Source organism: Amycolatopsis sp. lyj-109, assembly GCF_046548995.1.
In the GTDB taxonomy this organism is placed as follows: Bacteria; Actinomycetota; Actinomycetes; order Mycobacteriales; family Pseudonocardiaceae; genus Amycolatopsis.
Map to the genome: position 1 here is coordinate 283,199 of NZ_JAJPWR010000008.1, position 13,768 is coordinate 296,966.

Consider the following 13,768-nt stretch of genomic DNA (forward strand, 5'->3'; position numbering starts at 1 on the left):
TTACCCACCGTGAGCACGCGAAGTGGATTGCCCGACCTGTCCGACGACGTCTGCGCGCGGCTGCGCGAGGCCTTCCGGCGCACCTCCTACGACGCCGACGGCGTGGTGGCGGCCCTCGGCGGGGCCGCGCACGCGGCGCTGGGCCGCGGCGAGCCGGTGCCGGCCGAACGCGCGACCCGGGACGCGGGTGACCTCGGCACGCTGATCCGGCTGTTCCTGCTGGGCGGCACCGAGCCGGAGACGGCGGTCAAGGCCGCCTTCGCACCCCTGTCCCCCGAAGACGCCGTGGCCGCGGGGGTGCTGGCTCCGGCGTCCGAGGGGTACCGCGCCGCCCTCGACATCCGGCCGCACGGCGACGAGGAGGGCTCCTGGTGGGTGGTCTCCGACCTCGACGCCGACGTGCTCGGCACCACCGTGCCCGAGGACCACGTGCTCGGCGTCGGCCACGCGTCGCTGTCGCTGATCCGCGCGACCGGCCGCCGCCCGGTCGGCACCCTGCTCGACCTGGGCACCGGCAACGGCGTCCAGGCGCTGCACGCGACCCGGCACGCCGAGCGCGTCACCGCGACCGACGTCTCCGCCCGGGCCCTCGCCCTGGCCGCGGCGACCTTCCGGCTGAACGAACTGGACGTCGAACTCGTCCGGGGCGAGTGGTTCGCGCCGGTCGCGCGGCGGAAGTTCGACCAGGTCGTCTGCAATCCACCGTTCGTGGTCGGCCCGGCACGGGTGGACTACACCTACCGCGACTCCGGGCTGGCCGGTGACGACGCGAGCGCGCTGGTCGTGCGGCAGCTGCCGGGCTTCCTGAACGACGGGGGCACCGGCCACCTGCTCGCGTCCTGGCTGCACACCTCCCGCGAAGACTGGGCCGATCGGGTGGGCCGCTGGCTGCCCGCCGAGACCGACGCCTGGTTCGTGCAGCGCGACGTCGCCGATCCGGCGCTCTACGTCGGCACGTGGCTGCGGGACGCCGGCCTCGACCCGCGCTCGCCCGAGGGCCGGGCGAAGGCGGCGGCCTGGCTCGACTGGTTCGCCGCCAACGACGTCCGGGGCATCGGCTTCGGATTCGTCACGCTGCGGCGGGCGGCCGGGCGGACACCGACCGTCGTGTGCGAGGACCTGCGGCAGGCCTACGACGACCCGCTGGGCCCGGAAGCCGCGGGCTGGCTGGACCGCGTGGAATGGTTGCGCGAATCGGGTGATTCATTGCTGGATGTCCGATTTGTTGTGCCGGACACGGTTTTGCTCGAAAGCGTCGAAGAACCCGGCGACGAAGGCTGGGCGACGACCGTCCGGCGCCTGCACCGCACCGACGGGCCGGGCTGGCAGCACGAAGTCGACGAACTGGCGACGCGGCTGCTCGCGGGCTGCCGCGGCGCGCTGCCCCTGGCGGACCTGATCGAGCTGCTCGCGGCCGCGCAGGGGCTGTCCGCGGAGGAGCTGGCGGCGGCCGCGCTGCCCGTCGTCCGGGAGCTCGTCCGGCACGGGATGCTCGTCCCGGCGGGCCGGTGAGGGCGGTCGCGGCCCGCGTCACGCGGGCGGACGTGACGGTCGGCGACGAGGTCGTCGGCGCGATCGACGAGCCGGGTTTGCTTGTACTGCTGGGAATTCACGTCGATGACGACAACGGCAAGGCCGCCACCATGGCCCGCAAACTGCACGAACTGCGGGTGTTGCGCGACGAGGAATCATGCGCCACGGCGAATGCGCCACTGCTCGTGGTGAGCCAGTTCACGCTCTACGGCGACACGAAGAAAGGGCGCCGGCCGTCGTGGACGCAGGCGGCCCGGCCGGAGGTCGCCGAGCCGTTGGTGGACGCCGTCGTGGCCGAGCTGCGCGGCCGCGGCGCCACCGTGGCGACGGGCCGTTTCGGGGCCATGATGGCGGTCTCCAGCGTGAACGACGGTCCGTTCACCATTGTCGTAGAGGTCTAGACCACAGGGATCCGGTTCAGTTTCCGACCGGATTCATATGGAATTCTCAGGTTCCCCGGTCACGGAACGTTCTCAGCAAAAGTTCAGCATTGGTTCAGCAACCGGATCGCTCCCGCATCCGTCTTCCCCTATGACGAGCCGGGAACGTTTTGGGAACCCGGAGCGTTGTGCCAGATGTCCAGCCAAGCCGGCCGGACCGGCGAACCGGGATCCACAGGCCCCGGTCCGCGGGTACGCACCCGGAGGACCACCGCAGCAGCACGTTCAGCCCGTGACCGGGGAGGCAGAATGTCAGTCCAGACTCTCGAACGCGAGTCGCGCGGGATTCGCGAGCGCATCCCGGCTCAGACGACCGAGGAGCCGTCGATGAGCGTGGGGACGCTCACCGACGCCGACCTCGACGCCCAGAGCCCCGCCGCCGACCTCGTCCGCGTCTACCTCAACGGCATCGGCAAGACGGCTCTGCTGTCCGCGGCCGACGAGGTCGAGCTGGCGAAGCGCATCGAAGCCGGTGTGTTCGCCCAGCACGTGCTGGACACCGCCGAGCAGCTCACGGCCAAGCGCCGCACCGAGATGGCCGCGCTGGTCCGCGACGGCCACGTGGCCAAGAACCACCTGCTGGAGGCCAACCTCCGCCTGGTGGTCTCGCTCGCCAAGCGCTACACCGGCCGGGGGATGCCGCTGCTGGACCTGATCCAGGAGGGGAACCTGGGCCTGATCCGCGCGGTGGAGAAGTTCGACTACTCCAAGGGGTTCAAGTTCTCGACCTACGCCACCTGGTGGATCCGGCAGGCCATCACCCGGGGCATGGCCGACCAGGGCCGCACGATCCGGCTGCCCGTCCACCTGGTGGAACAGGTGAACAAGCTGGCCCGCATCAAGCGCGACCTGCACCAGCAGCTCGGCCGCGACGCGACGCACGAGGAGCTGTCGGCCGAGTCGGGCATCCCGGCGCACAAGATTTCGGACCTGCTCGACCACTCGCGTGATCCGGTAAGCCTGGACATGCCGGTCGGTGCCGAGGAGGACGCCCCGCTGGGCGACTTCATCGAAGACTCCGAGGCGACCGACGCCGAGAGCGCCGTGATCTCGGGCCTGCTGCAGGACGACCTGCGCCGCGTCCTGGCGACGCTGGACGACCGCGAGCAGCACGTGATCCGCCTGCGCTACGGCCTCGACGACGGCCAGCCGCGCACGCTCGACCAGATCGGCAAGCACTTCGGGCTGTCCCGCGAGCGCGTCCGCCAGATCGAGCGCGAGGTCATGTCGAAGCTGCGTCAGGGCGAGCGCGCGGACCGGCTGCGCGCGTACGCCAGCTGATCGGTTCTCGTTCGAGGGCGGGTGCACATCGTGCGCCCGCCCTCGGTCATTTCCGCACCCCGGTGACCAGGCATTCGGCGGGACCGGAAAATTTTCCACGAAAGCCGGGTTTCACCCTTCCCGAGCCGGGGTAGCAACCCTCCGCCAGCACCCGTTCGGCGGCGTTGACTTATGACCTGCGTCACGACAGCCTCGAAGTGCCGGTGCAGGCCTCGCGACCGGATGTGCACGAATCCGGGAGCTTTCCCCGGGAGGTCGGGTCCGTCGGGGTGGACCCGGCCTCCCGACCAGCTTTCCGCCGCCGGTTCGGCGCGTTCCGCACACCCGGGCACAAGCGGTGTCGCAGGCCTGTGGGTGGGGCGCTTCACAGTGACCGGGTGCTTCTGTCCGGCGCCCGGCCCGCCTGCGTAGGGTGGACCGATCCCGGAGCTGGCAAAGGAGCCTGGCAGTGCCGTCCACCACGTTTCAGCACACCGAAGTCCTCCCGCTGGGCAAGGACACCACCACCGAATACCGGCTGGTCACCGACGAGGGCGTCGAGACCGTCGAAGCCGCCGGGCGGACCTTCCTGAAGATCGCGCCGGAGGCGCTCACCACGCTCGCCCGCACCGCCATCACCGACATCCAGCACCTGTTGCGCACGTCACACCTGAAGCAGCTGCGGGCCATCGTCGACGATCCCGAGGCCTCCGGGAACGACCGGTTCGTCGCCATGGACCTGCTGCGCAACGCCGCCATCTCCGCCGGCGGTGTCCTGCCCATGTGCCAGGACACCGGGACCGCGATCGTCATCGGCAAGCGCGGCGAAGGCGTCCTCACCGGCGGTGACGACGAGCGTGCCCTCTCGCAGGGCATCTTCGACGCCTACCAGCAGCTGAACCTGCGGTACTCGCAGATGGCGCCGGTGAACTTCTGGGACGAGCGCAACACCGGCACCAATCTGCCGGCCCAGATCGAGCTGTACCACAAGGACAACACAGCCGGGCAGCCCGAAGATCCTTCCTACGAGTTCCTCTTCATGGCCAAGGGTGGCGGCAGCGCCAACAAGACGTTCCTCTACCAGGAAACCAAGGCCGTCCTGAACCCGAAGCGGCTCGCACGCTTCCTCGACGAGAAGCTGCGCAGCCTCGGCACCGCCGCCTGCCCGCCCTACCACCTCGCCATCGTCGTCGGCGGGATGTCCGCGGAGTTCAACCTCAAGGTCGCGAAGCTCGCCTCGGCCCGCTACCTCGACACCCTGCCGCAGGAGGGCTCCGAACTGGGGCACGCCTTCCGCGACACCGGCCTCGAGCAGCAGGTGCTGGAGATGACCCGGCAGTTCGGCATCGGCGCGCAGTTCGGCGGCAAGTACTTCTGCCACGACGTCCGCGTCATCCGGCTCCCTCGGCACGGTGCCAGTTGTCCGGTCGGCGTCGCCGTCTCCTGTTCCGCCGACCGGCAGGCCAAGGCCAAGATCACCGCCGACGGCGTGTTCATCGAGCAGCTCGAGCGCGACCCGGCGCAGTTCCTCCCCGACGTGACCGAAGAGGACCTCTCCGACGACGTCGTCGCCGTCGACCTGAACCGGCCGATGGCCGAGATCCGGGCCCAGCTCTCGCAGCTGCCGGTCAAGACGCGGCTTTCGCTCACCGGGCCGCTGGTCGTCGCGCGGGACATCGCGCACGCGAAGATCGCCGAACGCCTCGACGCCGGCGAGGAGATGCCGGGCTACCTGAAGGACCACCCGGTCTACTACGCGGGCCCGGCGAAGACGCCCGAGGGCTACGCGTCCGGTTCGTTCGGCCCGACCACGGCCGGGCGGATGGACTCCTACGTCGAGCAGTTCCAGGCCGCCGGCGGCTCGCTCGTCATGCTGGCCAAGGGGAACCGCTCGAAGCAGGTGACGAACGCCTGCCAGGCGCACGGCGGCTTCTACCTCGGCTCGATCGGCGGTCCCGCGGCGCGGCTCGCGCAGGACTGCATCAAGAAGGTCGACGTCCTCGAGTACGCCGAGCTCGGCATGGAAGCCGTCTGGAAGATCGAAGTCGAGGACTTCCCGGCGTTCATCGTCATCGACGACAAGGGCAACGACTTCTTCGCCAGCACCGGCGATCCGGTACTGCAGATCAGCTTCCGTTAGCACACAAGGAAAAGGGGACACCAGCCCGCCGCCGGTGTCCCCTTTTCCCTTGCGCTCAGCCGACGCGCTCGATCCGCGCGCGCCGGATGAGGAACTTGCCGGACTCCCGGACCTGTTCGAAGGCCGCGTTGTTGAGCAGCGTGCAGCTGCCCGACACCGACGTCACCTCCACCGTGGTGGACTTCGAGTTGTCCAGGTTGGTCACCTTCAGCTTCGTCCCGGCCGGGAACTGGTTGCTCGACGCGGCCGGTGCGCCGCCCTCGCCCGAGAGCGTCACGGTCGAACCGGGGCACACGACCTGGCCCACCGCCGCGCCCGCGCCGGTGGCCGGCTGCTCCTGCTTCTTCTGCTGGCCGGGTGCCTGCGCCTGGCCCGGCGCGTTCCCGGAGTTTCCGGGCGCCGCCGCGGCCTGACCGTTGGTCGCCGCGACGTTCGCCGTGCAGCCCGCAACTTGCCGCCGCTGCTGGATCAGGTCCACGACCGCCTGCCGGTTGGCGATCCGCGCGGCCGACTGCGCGTCCGGGTTCGCCTGCTGGCCCGCGATGAAGGTCAGGTTGTTCTGCAGCGCGGTGTCGAGTCCCCCGCAGTTCTCCTTGGGCGCTTCGGCCGCGTTGCCCGCGGGACTGCTCAGCGCGATGGCGGTCGCGGTGACGCCGGCGACGCCCAGCAACGCGGCCAATCCGACGGTCGCCTGCTTGCGGTGCCGGCCACTGCTCAACCGGGGCATGGGCCCCTCCTCTCTGATCGCCACCTCACCCGGGGACACGGGCCGGTCACAGTGGCGGTTCAGCGAAAGCCCTGACAATTTTCGACAACTTCGACAAACCGGACCACGCGCCCCACGTGGTCCGGACCACGGCACTTTCACGTGAAAGTGCCGCCCCCAGGTGGGCGCTTTCACGTGAAAGTGCCCACCTGGGGGCGGTCTACCGGGCAGGCGTGGTCTTCAGCACCACCGTGCGCTGGTCCAGCGGCGCGGCCAGGGTGACCGAGATGACCGGGTACCGGATGTCCATCGTGCACATCTGATTGGTCTGGGCCTTCGTCTCGCTCAGGGTGACGACGACGTGGTCGCCCGCCTGTTCGGCCGCTTCGCCGAGCGCGTGGCCGCAGCCGCCCTCCTGGGCTCGGATGGTGAGCACGGTGCCGCCGTTGGCCGTCCACACCTCGCGCGGGAACCCGGCGGGCAGTGCGGTCGCGTCGATCTTGTCCGCCGGGACCCGCGTGCTGCCCTCGGGCACGGTCAGCCGGGGCTTGCCCGGCGGGTTGGGCTCGGGCGGCGCCGGCAGCACCGATGCGCTCGGCGACGGCGACGCCGGTGCGGGTACCGACACGCTGCCGGTCGAACCCGCGGGCTGGTTGGTGGGCATGTCCTGGCCGGCGCAGGCCGTCACCATCAGCAGGAGCGCGCCTGTTCCGACCACCTTCGCTGAGTACCTCATGCCCCGAAGACGGAACGGGGGCGCCGCGGGGTTGCATCGATCAGGCCCCGGACCTGGTCTGGGAGGGTGGCCCCGGGCATCCCGGGGCCGCCCTCCCAGCGTCGGTGGTGCTCAGCCCTGGCGGAGGACGACCGTGCGCGTCCCGAGCGGCTCCGCGAGAGCGAGGGGGATCTTGATCTCCTTGATGTAGTCCGGGCACATCTGGCCCTTGGGCGCCGACAGCACGGTGACCAGCACGACCACCTGCTGTGCGGCCTGCTCGCCGACGCGCGCCGAGATGCGGCGGCACCCACCCTCCTCAGCCTGCAGGATCAGCGTCTGCCCGTCGAGGCTGCGGGTGAGGCTGCGCGGGAAGCCCTCGGGCAGCCCGCGGGCGTCGACCTGCGTCTCGGCGATGACGTCGTCGCCGGGCGCGATGCCCTGCGTCGGCCGCCCGACCGTCTGCGACGGCGGCGGGCCGAGGGTGGGGGTCGTGGTCCCGGGCACGCTCGCCGACGTCGTGGGCGTCTCCGGCCCCGGACCGGTGCCCGCCGGGGCGCCGGCACCGGAATTCGCCGCGCAGGCCGTCGCCGTGAGCAGTGCCAAGCCCACGCCCAGCAGTTTCACCGTGGTACGCATACCTGCCAGACGGAGCGGACCCGCCCCGGGTTGCATCGGCACCCTCAGAGACGGCCCGCGGCGACGAAGACGCACACCGCCAGCAGCGCCACGTTGACCCCGACGTTCCGCCACTCGGCCGGCTTGTGCTGCACGACCGCCAGCCTGCCGTGCATCGCCATCGCGCCGACCATCACCACGGCCAGCCCGACCGCCGCCCAGCCGGTCAGGACCGGCGCGATGCCCAGCAGCGGCGGCAGGATCAGGCCCACCGCGGCGAGGATCTCGCAGATCGCGGCGAACCGGACCACGGGCAGCGGGTACGCCGCCGCTCCGGTTTGGCCGGTTTCGAGCATCCGCTGCTGCGTCATCGTCGACTTGAGCGCGCCCGACACGGCGAAGATCGCGGCGAGCAGAACCTGTCCGGTCCAGAGTGCGGCGTTCATTTCGGTCCTCCCAGTTCCCGTTGCTTGCGGGAGGAACGAGGACGCCCGGCGAAACGTGACCGGTGGTCAGTCGGCGCGGCCCAGGCGGGTCGTGAAGCTGAGCCGGTCCCCGCGGTAAAGCGACCTCACCCGCTCGAACGGCACTCCGTCGGGGTCCCACGAGATCCGGTGCGTCAGCAGCATCGGCAGCGCCGGGTTCGTCCCGATCAGCATCGCCTCGCGCGGCGTGGCCAGCACGGTCTCGACCCGCTCCTCCGCCCCGGCGGGCTCCACGCCGAGCTGCTCGCTCAACGGTTGCTCCGGGGTGAACACCGTGAGCAGGTCCGGGCACCGCGACGCCAGGAGATATGTCGACTCGAGCCCGACGCGCTCGTCTCCGGCCAGCAGGACCCGCTCGAGGTGGAACACCTCGGCGTCCGACGTCGCCTGGAGATCGGCCGCCAGCGCGCGCCCGGCCGGGCGCCGCTCCAGGGTGATCGCGCTGCGGCCCGGCCGGATGCCCGACCGCCGCCCCGCCGGGGCCAGCGGCTGGACGAGCTTCGGGCCGGCGATGTACGTGCCGCTCCCCTGGCGGCGGCTGAGCCTGCCCTCGAGCACCAGCTCCCCGACCGCTTGCCGTACGGTCGCCCTCGACACTTCGAACCGTTCGCACAATTCCCGTTCCGTGGGCAGCACCGCGCCTTCGCCGAGTTCCGCGATCACCGCCAGCAGTTCGACCTTGACCGCGTAGTAACGCGGGACACGGCCGTGCTCGGGAATCCCGTCGAGGACGGGACCGTCGGCGGACAGGCGGGAATGGCGCGAAGGGGCAGGCACGGAATCGACCCTATTCGGTTTCCCGTGCGCCGTGGTTCGCTGTGGCACGCAACACGGCCCGCACCAGGAGGATCACCCGGATGCCCCCGACTTCCCTCAACCGCAGGCTCGGCCTGGCCGACGCCGTTTTCCTGGGGCTGGGCTCGATGATCGGGGCCGGCGTGTTCGCCGCGTTCGCCCCGGCGGCGCGGGCCGCGGGGGCCGGTTTGCTCATCGCATTGGTCCTTGCGGCCGTCGTCGCCTACTGCAATGCGATGTCTTCGGCGCGGCTCGCCGCGATTTATCCGGAATCCGGAGGCACCTACGTATACGGCCGGGAAAAGCTCGGTGAATTCTGGGGATACCTGGCCGGCTGGGGATTCGTTACCGGGAAGACAGCCAGTTGCGCCGCGATGACGCTGACCGTCGTCGCCTACGCCGCGCCCGGGCTCGGGCAGCCGTGGCGGAGCCTCCTCGCGGTCGCGGTGGTCGCCGCGCTCACCGCCGTCAACTACTTCGGCGTGCACCGGTCGGCGCTCGCCACCCGGGTGATCGTGTCGTGCACCCTGCTCGTGCTCACGGTCTCCGGGGTGGCGATGGCCGCCGGGCCGGCCGGCGGCGGCCCGCTCGTCGCCTGGCCGGGTGGCGGGGGCGTGCTCGAAGCGGCCGGGCTGCTCTTCTTCGCCTTCGCCGGGTACGCGCGGCTCGCCACGCTCGGCGAAGAGGTCCGGGACCCGGCCCGCACCATTCCCCGCGCCATCCCGCTCGCCCTCGGGATCACCCTCGTGGTCTACGCCGCGCTGGCGGTGCTGCTGCTCGTCCGGCTCGGCCCGGCCGCGCTCGCCGCGAGCCCGGACCCGATCGCCGCGGCCGTCCCGGGGTGGCTCGCCCCGGTCGTCCGGGCAGGCGCGGCCGTCACCGCCCTCGGCTCGCTGCTCGCGCTCATCCTCGGCGTCTCGCGCACGACGCTGGCGATGAGCCGCGACGGCCACCTCCCCCGCTTCCTCGCCGTCGTGCACCCGCGCTACCAGGTGCCGCACCGGGCGGAACTCGCCGTCGGGATCGTCGTCGCCGTGCTCGCCGCGACACTCGACCTGCGCGCCGCGATCGGCTTCTCGTCCTTCGCCGTCCTGACCTACTACGCGATCGCCAACGCCGCGGCGTTCACGCTGAGCGGGACGGCCCGGCCGATCGCCGTGCTCGGCCTCGCGGGGTGCGTGGTGCTGGCCTTCAGCCTGCCGCTGCCGTCGGTGCTCGCCGGCTGCGCCGCCCTGGCGCTGGGCGGTCTGGCCTACGGCGTTCGTCGGATCCGCAGGTGAGAAATCACCCAACCGCCCGAAAGATCCGAAGAAAGTCGGTTGTCCCGGTCTGAGAGCACCTGGTGTAGTCATGGAGCCGCAGACGGCAACCGCTTCCACTGTGGACACTGGAAGGACTGATCCCCTTGGCCCCCAAGCGCTGGTTCACCCTGCTCAGAAACGCCACCACCACACTCGCCGCGGTCGCCGCGGCCGCGTCGTTCGCCACCCCGGCGATCGCCACCGCCGCTCAGCCCCCGTCCACGAACGTGGTGGGCGGAACCCGGGCGGCCCAGGGCGAATTCCCGTTCATGGTCCGGCTTTCGATGGGCTGCGGCGGAGCGCTGTACACGAACCAGATCGTCCTGACCGCCGCCCACTGCGTCAGCCGGACCGGGGCCAACACCTCGATCACGGCGACCGTCGGGGTGGTCGACCTCAACAGCACGAGCGCCAAGAAGGTCAAGTCGACCTACGTCTACCGGTCCCCCACGTACGGCACCTCGACCGGCGGCGACTGGGCGCTGATCAAGCTCGCCAGCCCGGTGACCGGTCTGTCCACGCTGCCGATCGCAACGACCACGACGTACAACTCCGGCACGTTCACCGTGGCGGGCTGGGGCGCGGCGACCGAGGGTGGTGCGCAGCAGCGGTACCTGCTCAAGGCGACCGTTCCGTTCGTCGCCGACTCGACCTGCGCCGCCCAGGGCGGCAGCTACCCCGACCTGATCCCGAGCGCCGAGATCTGCGCGGGCAACCTGGCCTCCGGCGGGGTCGACACCTGCCAGGGCGACTCCGGCGGCCCGATGTTCCGCCGCGACAACAACAACGCCTGGATCCAGGTCGGCATCGTCTCCTGGGGTGACGGCTGCGCCCGGGCGCACGCCCCCGGTGTCTACACCGAGGTGAGCACGTTCGCGTCGAAGATCGCCGCTGCGGCCGCCACGCTGTAGCTCCCCGTAGTTCGTGAAGGCCACCTTGAGGAACTTGTAGTTCCTGAAGGTGGCCTTCACGAAGTTTCAGCGGGTCTTGTCCAAGCGGGACAACGCTTCTTCGTAGCCGCTCACCAGGTCCGCGACGACGTCGGCGACCGGGCGGACCGCGTTCATCCGGCCGACGATCTGCCCGACCGGCATCGACACCAGGCCCGGGTCGTTCGTCGCGTGGATCCGGTTGTGGGCCGGGGAAACCAGCAGGTTCTGCAGCGGCATCGGCAACGGCTCGGGCGCGTCCGCCGCGGCCCACGCCTCGGTCCAGCGGGTCTTGAGCAGCCGGGCCGGCTTACCGGTGTAGATCCGCGTCCGCACGGTGTCGGACGACGACGCCGCGACGAGCGCCTGCTGGATCGCCCCCGACGTCGCCATGGTCTGCAGGTACTCCTCCGTGGTGAGCCACGCCGAGCCCATCCAGACGCCGGAGGCGCCGAGCGCGAGCGCCGCGGCCATCTGCCGGCCGGAACCGATTCCGCCCGCGGCGAGCACCGGCACGTCGACCGCGTCGACGATCTCCGGCACCAGCACCATGGACGCGATCTCGCCGGTGTGCCCACCGGCTTCGTAGCCCTGCGCCACCACGAAGTCGACGCCGTTTTCGACGTGCCGCACCGCGTGCTCGGCCTTCCCGGCGAGCGCCGCGACCGGGACACCCTTGTCGTGGCACTGGCCGATCACGTCCGCCGGCGGCGAGCCGAGCGCGTTGGCGATCAGCTTGATCGGGTGGTTCAGCGCGACCTCGACGTGCGAGCGGGCGACCGAGTGCAGCCAGCCGAGCACCCCCGCGCGCTCGTCGGTGTCCTCCGGCAGGGGCGGTACCGAAAGCTCCTTCAGCACGCGGTCGACGAACGCGCGGTGCCCGTCCGGGATGAGCTTCGCCAGATCGACCTGCGTGCCCTCGGCGGGCACCTTCGCCGGCATGACGATGTCGACGCCGTACGGTTTCCCGCCGGTGTTCTCGTCCATCCAGGTGAGCACCCGGTCGAGCTCGGCGGCGTCGTTGAACCGCACGCAGCCGAGCACGCCGAGCCCGCCGGCGCGGCTGAGCGCCGCGGCGACGTGCTCCGACGGGGTGAACCCGATGATCGGCAGGTCGATGCCGAGCCGGTCACACAGCGATGTCCGCACTGTCGTCTTTCCTCCTCCCAGAAGGGCACTTTCACGTGAAAGTGCCCTTCTGGATCAGTAGTCAGTGGGCTCAGACAGGCTGGGCCGTGGCCGGTTCGTGCTCGGCGGCGTAGCGCTGGGCCCACGGGTAGTCCGGCTTGCCGCTGGGCGAACGGCCGATCTCCGCGGCCAGCCAGATGGTCCGCGGCACCTTGTAGCCGGCGATCTCACCGCGGACGTGCTCCTCGATCGCGGCGAGGTCTCCTCCGGCGCCCTCGCGCAGCTGGACGACGGCGGCGACGCGCTGGCCGAGCCGCTCGTCCGCGACCCCGATGACGAGCGCGTCGAAGACGTCGGGGTGCGACTTGAGCGCCCCTTCGACCTCTTCCGGGTAGACCTTCTCGCCGCCGGTGTTGACGCACTGCGAGCCGCGGCCGAGAAGCGTGACCGTGCCGTCCTCTTCGTAGCGGGCGTAGTCGCCCGGGACGACGTACCGGACGCCGTCGACCTCGACGAAGATCTTCTTGCTCTTCTCGGGATCGTTGTAGTAGCCGAGCGGGACGTGCCCGCGGCGGCCGATCAGCCCGGTCGCGCCGGGCTTCTTCTCGACGATGGCGCCGTCTTCGTCCAGCAGGACGGCGTCCTTGCCGAAGTTGACCCGCGGGCCCGCGCTGTGGTCCGACCCCTTGGCCACCGCGCCGATCCCGGTGAAGCCGCTCTCCGACGCGCCGATCGCGTCGGTGACCAGCGCGTGGGGCGGCACGAGTTCGACGAACTGCTGTTTCACCGACTGCGAGAACAGCGCGGCGTGGCTCGACACCGCGACGATCGACGAAGCGTCGTAACCGCCCTCGTGGTAGGCCTCGATGAGCGGCCGGGCCATCGCGTCGCCGACGATCGTGAGGACCTGGACCTTGTGCTTCTGCACGGCCTTCCAGATCTCGTGGGCGTCGAAGCGGGGCACGAACACCACTGGGCTGCCGGTGAACAGCGCACCGAACGCGGCCCACTGCGCGGCGCCGTGGATCAGCGGCGCGGCGGGCAGCCGGCTCAGGCTCCCCAGCTTGCCCTGCTCGGCGAGCGTCCATTCGTCCGGGACGTACTCGCCGGTGACGAAGTTGATCCCGCCACCGAGCGCGCGCCAGACGTCCTCCTGCCGCCAGAGGACGCCCTTCGGGTAGCCCGTGGTGCCGCCGGTGTAGAGGATGTAGAGGTCGTCGCCGCTTCGCTCCTCGAAGTCCCGCTCGGGGCTCTGCGCTTCGAGGGCGGCTTCGTAGCCGACGCCGCCGTAGCTCTCGTAGTCGCCGTCACTGCCGTCGTCGATCACGACAACGTGTTTCAGTTTCGGCGACTCGGCCAGGGCGGCTTTCACTTTGCCGGCGTAGCTGCGTTCGTGCACGAGGGCGATGATCTCGGCGTCGTTGAAGAGGTAGACGAGTTCGCCGTGCACGTAGCGGTAGTTGACGTTGACGGCGATCGCGCGCAGCTTGTACGCCGCGATCATCGCCTCCAAGGCCTCGATCGAGTTGCGGGAGTAGACCCCGATATGGGATCCGCGTCCCACGCCGTGTGCGGCGAGGTGGTGGGCGAGCCGGTTGGCCCGCGCCTCCAGTTCGGCGAAGGTGACTTGCCGGTCGCCGCACACGACAGCGACGCGCTCCGGCACGGCGTCGACGGCGTGCTCCAGAAGATCCGCGATGTTGAGTGCCACGTGCTCA

General features: G+C 70.8%; 13 protein-coding genes. 6 read left to right on the top strand and 7 right to left on the bottom strand.

The features are described 5' to 3' along the window. Positions 1 to 9: 9 nt before the first annotated feature. From ACLJQF_RS20380 to ACLJQF_RS20395, 4 genes are all read left to right on the top strand, one after another. Positions 10 to 1,512: a methyltransferase gene (locus tag ACLJQF_RS20380; protein ID WP_410610716.1), complete on the top strand. Its 1,503-nt coding sequence runs from the start codon at positions 10 to 12 to the stop codon at positions 1,510 to 1,512. Beyond that, positions 1,509 to 1,934 (top strand): D-aminoacyl-tRNA deacylase, encoded by a 426-nt coding sequence (gene dtd, locus ACLJQF_RS20385; protein ID WP_410610717.1) that lies wholly within the window; start codon positions 1,509 to 1,511, stop codon positions 1,932 to 1,934. Before ACLJQF_RS20380 ends, dtd begins: the two co-directional genes overlap by 4 nt. A 288-nt stretch (positions 1,935 to 2,222) precedes the next feature. After that, positions 2,223 to 3,254, top strand: a complete 1,032-nt coding sequence (locus ACLJQF_RS20390) for a sigma-70 family RNA polymerase sigma factor (RefSeq protein WP_410610718.1) — start codon at positions 2,223 to 2,225, stop codon at positions 3,252 to 3,254. A gap of 448 nt (positions 3,255 to 3,702) precedes the next feature. Beyond that, positions 3,703 to 5,373: a fumarate hydratase gene (locus tag ACLJQF_RS20395; RefSeq protein ID WP_410610719.1), complete on the top strand. Its 1,671-nt coding sequence runs from the start codon at positions 3,703 to 3,705 to the stop codon at positions 5,371 to 5,373. A 55-nt stretch (positions 5,374 to 5,428) separates the two neighbouring features. Here the strand turns inward: ACLJQF_RS20395 and ACLJQF_RS20400 are convergent, their stop codons facing one another. The 5 genes from ACLJQF_RS20400 to ACLJQF_RS20420 all read right to left on the bottom strand — a co-directional run bounded on the left by ACLJQF_RS20400 (position 5,429) and on the right by ACLJQF_RS20420 (position 8,674). Beyond that, positions 5,429 to 6,100, bottom strand: a complete 672-nt coding sequence (locus ACLJQF_RS20400) for a hypothetical protein (protein WP_410610721.1) — start codon at positions 6,098 to 6,100, stop codon at positions 5,429 to 5,431. Between the two features lie 199 nt (positions 6,101 to 6,299). Beyond that, positions 6,300 to 6,815, bottom strand: coding sequence for a hypothetical protein (locus ACLJQF_RS20405; RefSeq protein ID WP_410610722.1), 516 nt, complete (start codon positions 6,813 to 6,815; stop codon positions 6,300 to 6,302). A 111-nt stretch (positions 6,816 to 6,926) separates the two neighbouring features. Next, positions 6,927 to 7,433 carry a hypothetical protein gene (locus ACLJQF_RS20410; protein ID WP_410610723.1) on the bottom strand — a complete coding sequence of 169 codons (507 nt, stop codon included), beginning with the start codon at positions 7,431 to 7,433 and terminating at the stop codon, positions 6,927 to 6,929. A gap of 44 nt (positions 7,434 to 7,477) precedes the next feature. Further along, positions 7,478 to 7,858 carry a DoxX family protein gene (locus tag ACLJQF_RS20415; RefSeq protein ID WP_410610725.1) on the bottom strand — a complete coding sequence of 127 codons (381 nt, stop codon included), beginning with the start codon at positions 7,856 to 7,858 and terminating at the stop codon, positions 7,478 to 7,480. Between the two features lie 66 nt (positions 7,859 to 7,924). Further along, complete coding sequence (locus tag ACLJQF_RS20420) at positions 7,925 to 8,674, bottom strand: GntR family transcriptional regulator (protein WP_410610726.1); 750 nt, start codon at positions 8,672 to 8,674, stop codon at positions 7,925 to 7,927. Between the two features lie 80 nt (positions 8,675 to 8,754). Between ACLJQF_RS20420 and ACLJQF_RS20425 the strand changes: the two genes are divergently transcribed. Continuing rightward, the gene (locus ACLJQF_RS20425; RefSeq protein ID WP_410610727.1) at positions 8,755 to 9,972 is read left to right on the top strand and encodes an APC family permease; all 1,218 of its coding nucleotides are present in this window, start codon (positions 8,755 to 8,757) and stop codon (positions 9,970 to 9,972) included. A 125-nt stretch (positions 9,973 to 10,097) separates the two neighbouring features. Continuing rightward, positions 10,098 to 10,904 (top strand): S1 family peptidase, encoded by an 807-nt coding sequence (locus tag ACLJQF_RS20430; protein ID WP_410610729.1) that lies wholly within the window; start codon positions 10,098 to 10,100, stop codon positions 10,902 to 10,904. A 66-nt stretch (positions 10,905 to 10,970) separates the two neighbouring features. On the opposite strand, the gene ACLJQF_RS20435 is transcribed toward ACLJQF_RS20430, so the two are convergent. Further along, a complete protein-coding gene (locus ACLJQF_RS20435) occupies positions 10,971 to 12,071 on the bottom strand; it encodes an NAD(P)H-dependent flavin oxidoreductase (protein WP_410610731.1) in 1,101 nt (366 codons plus the stop codon). Positions 12,072 to 12,141: 70 nt separating this feature from the next. Beyond that, positions 12,142 to 13,761 carry an acyl-CoA synthetase gene (locus tag ACLJQF_RS20440; protein WP_410610734.1) on the bottom strand — a complete coding sequence of 540 codons (1,620 nt, stop codon included), beginning with the start codon at positions 13,759 to 13,761 and terminating at the stop codon, positions 12,142 to 12,144. Positions 13,762 to 13,768 lie beyond the last annotated feature (7 nt).

Excerpts from the sequence above, each read along its gene's own strand:
- ACLJQF_RS20405 (WP_410610722.1), bottom strand. The coding sequence starts at position 6,815 with ATGAGGTACTCAGCGAAGGTGGTCGGAACAGGCGCGCTCCTGCTGATG.
- ACLJQF_RS20410 (WP_410610723.1), bottom strand. The coding sequence starts at position 7,433 with ATGCGTACCACGGTGAAACTGCTGGGCGTGGGCTTGGCACTGCTCACG.
- ACLJQF_RS20425 (WP_410610727.1), top strand. The coding sequence starts at position 8,755 with ATGCCCCCGACTTCCCTCAACCGCAGGCTCGGCCTGGCCGACGCCGTT.
- ACLJQF_RS20415 (WP_410610725.1), bottom strand. The coding sequence starts at position 7,858 with ATGAACGCCGCACTCTGGACCGGACAGGTTCTGCTCGCCGCGATCTTC.
- ACLJQF_RS20390 (WP_410610718.1), top strand. The coding sequence starts at position 2,223 with ATGTCAGTCCAGACTCTCGAACGCGAGTCGCGCGGGATTCGCGAGCGC.
- ACLJQF_RS20400 (WP_410610721.1), bottom strand. The coding sequence starts at position 6,100 with ATGCCCCGGTTGAGCAGTGGCCGGCACCGCAAGCAGGCGACCGTCGGA.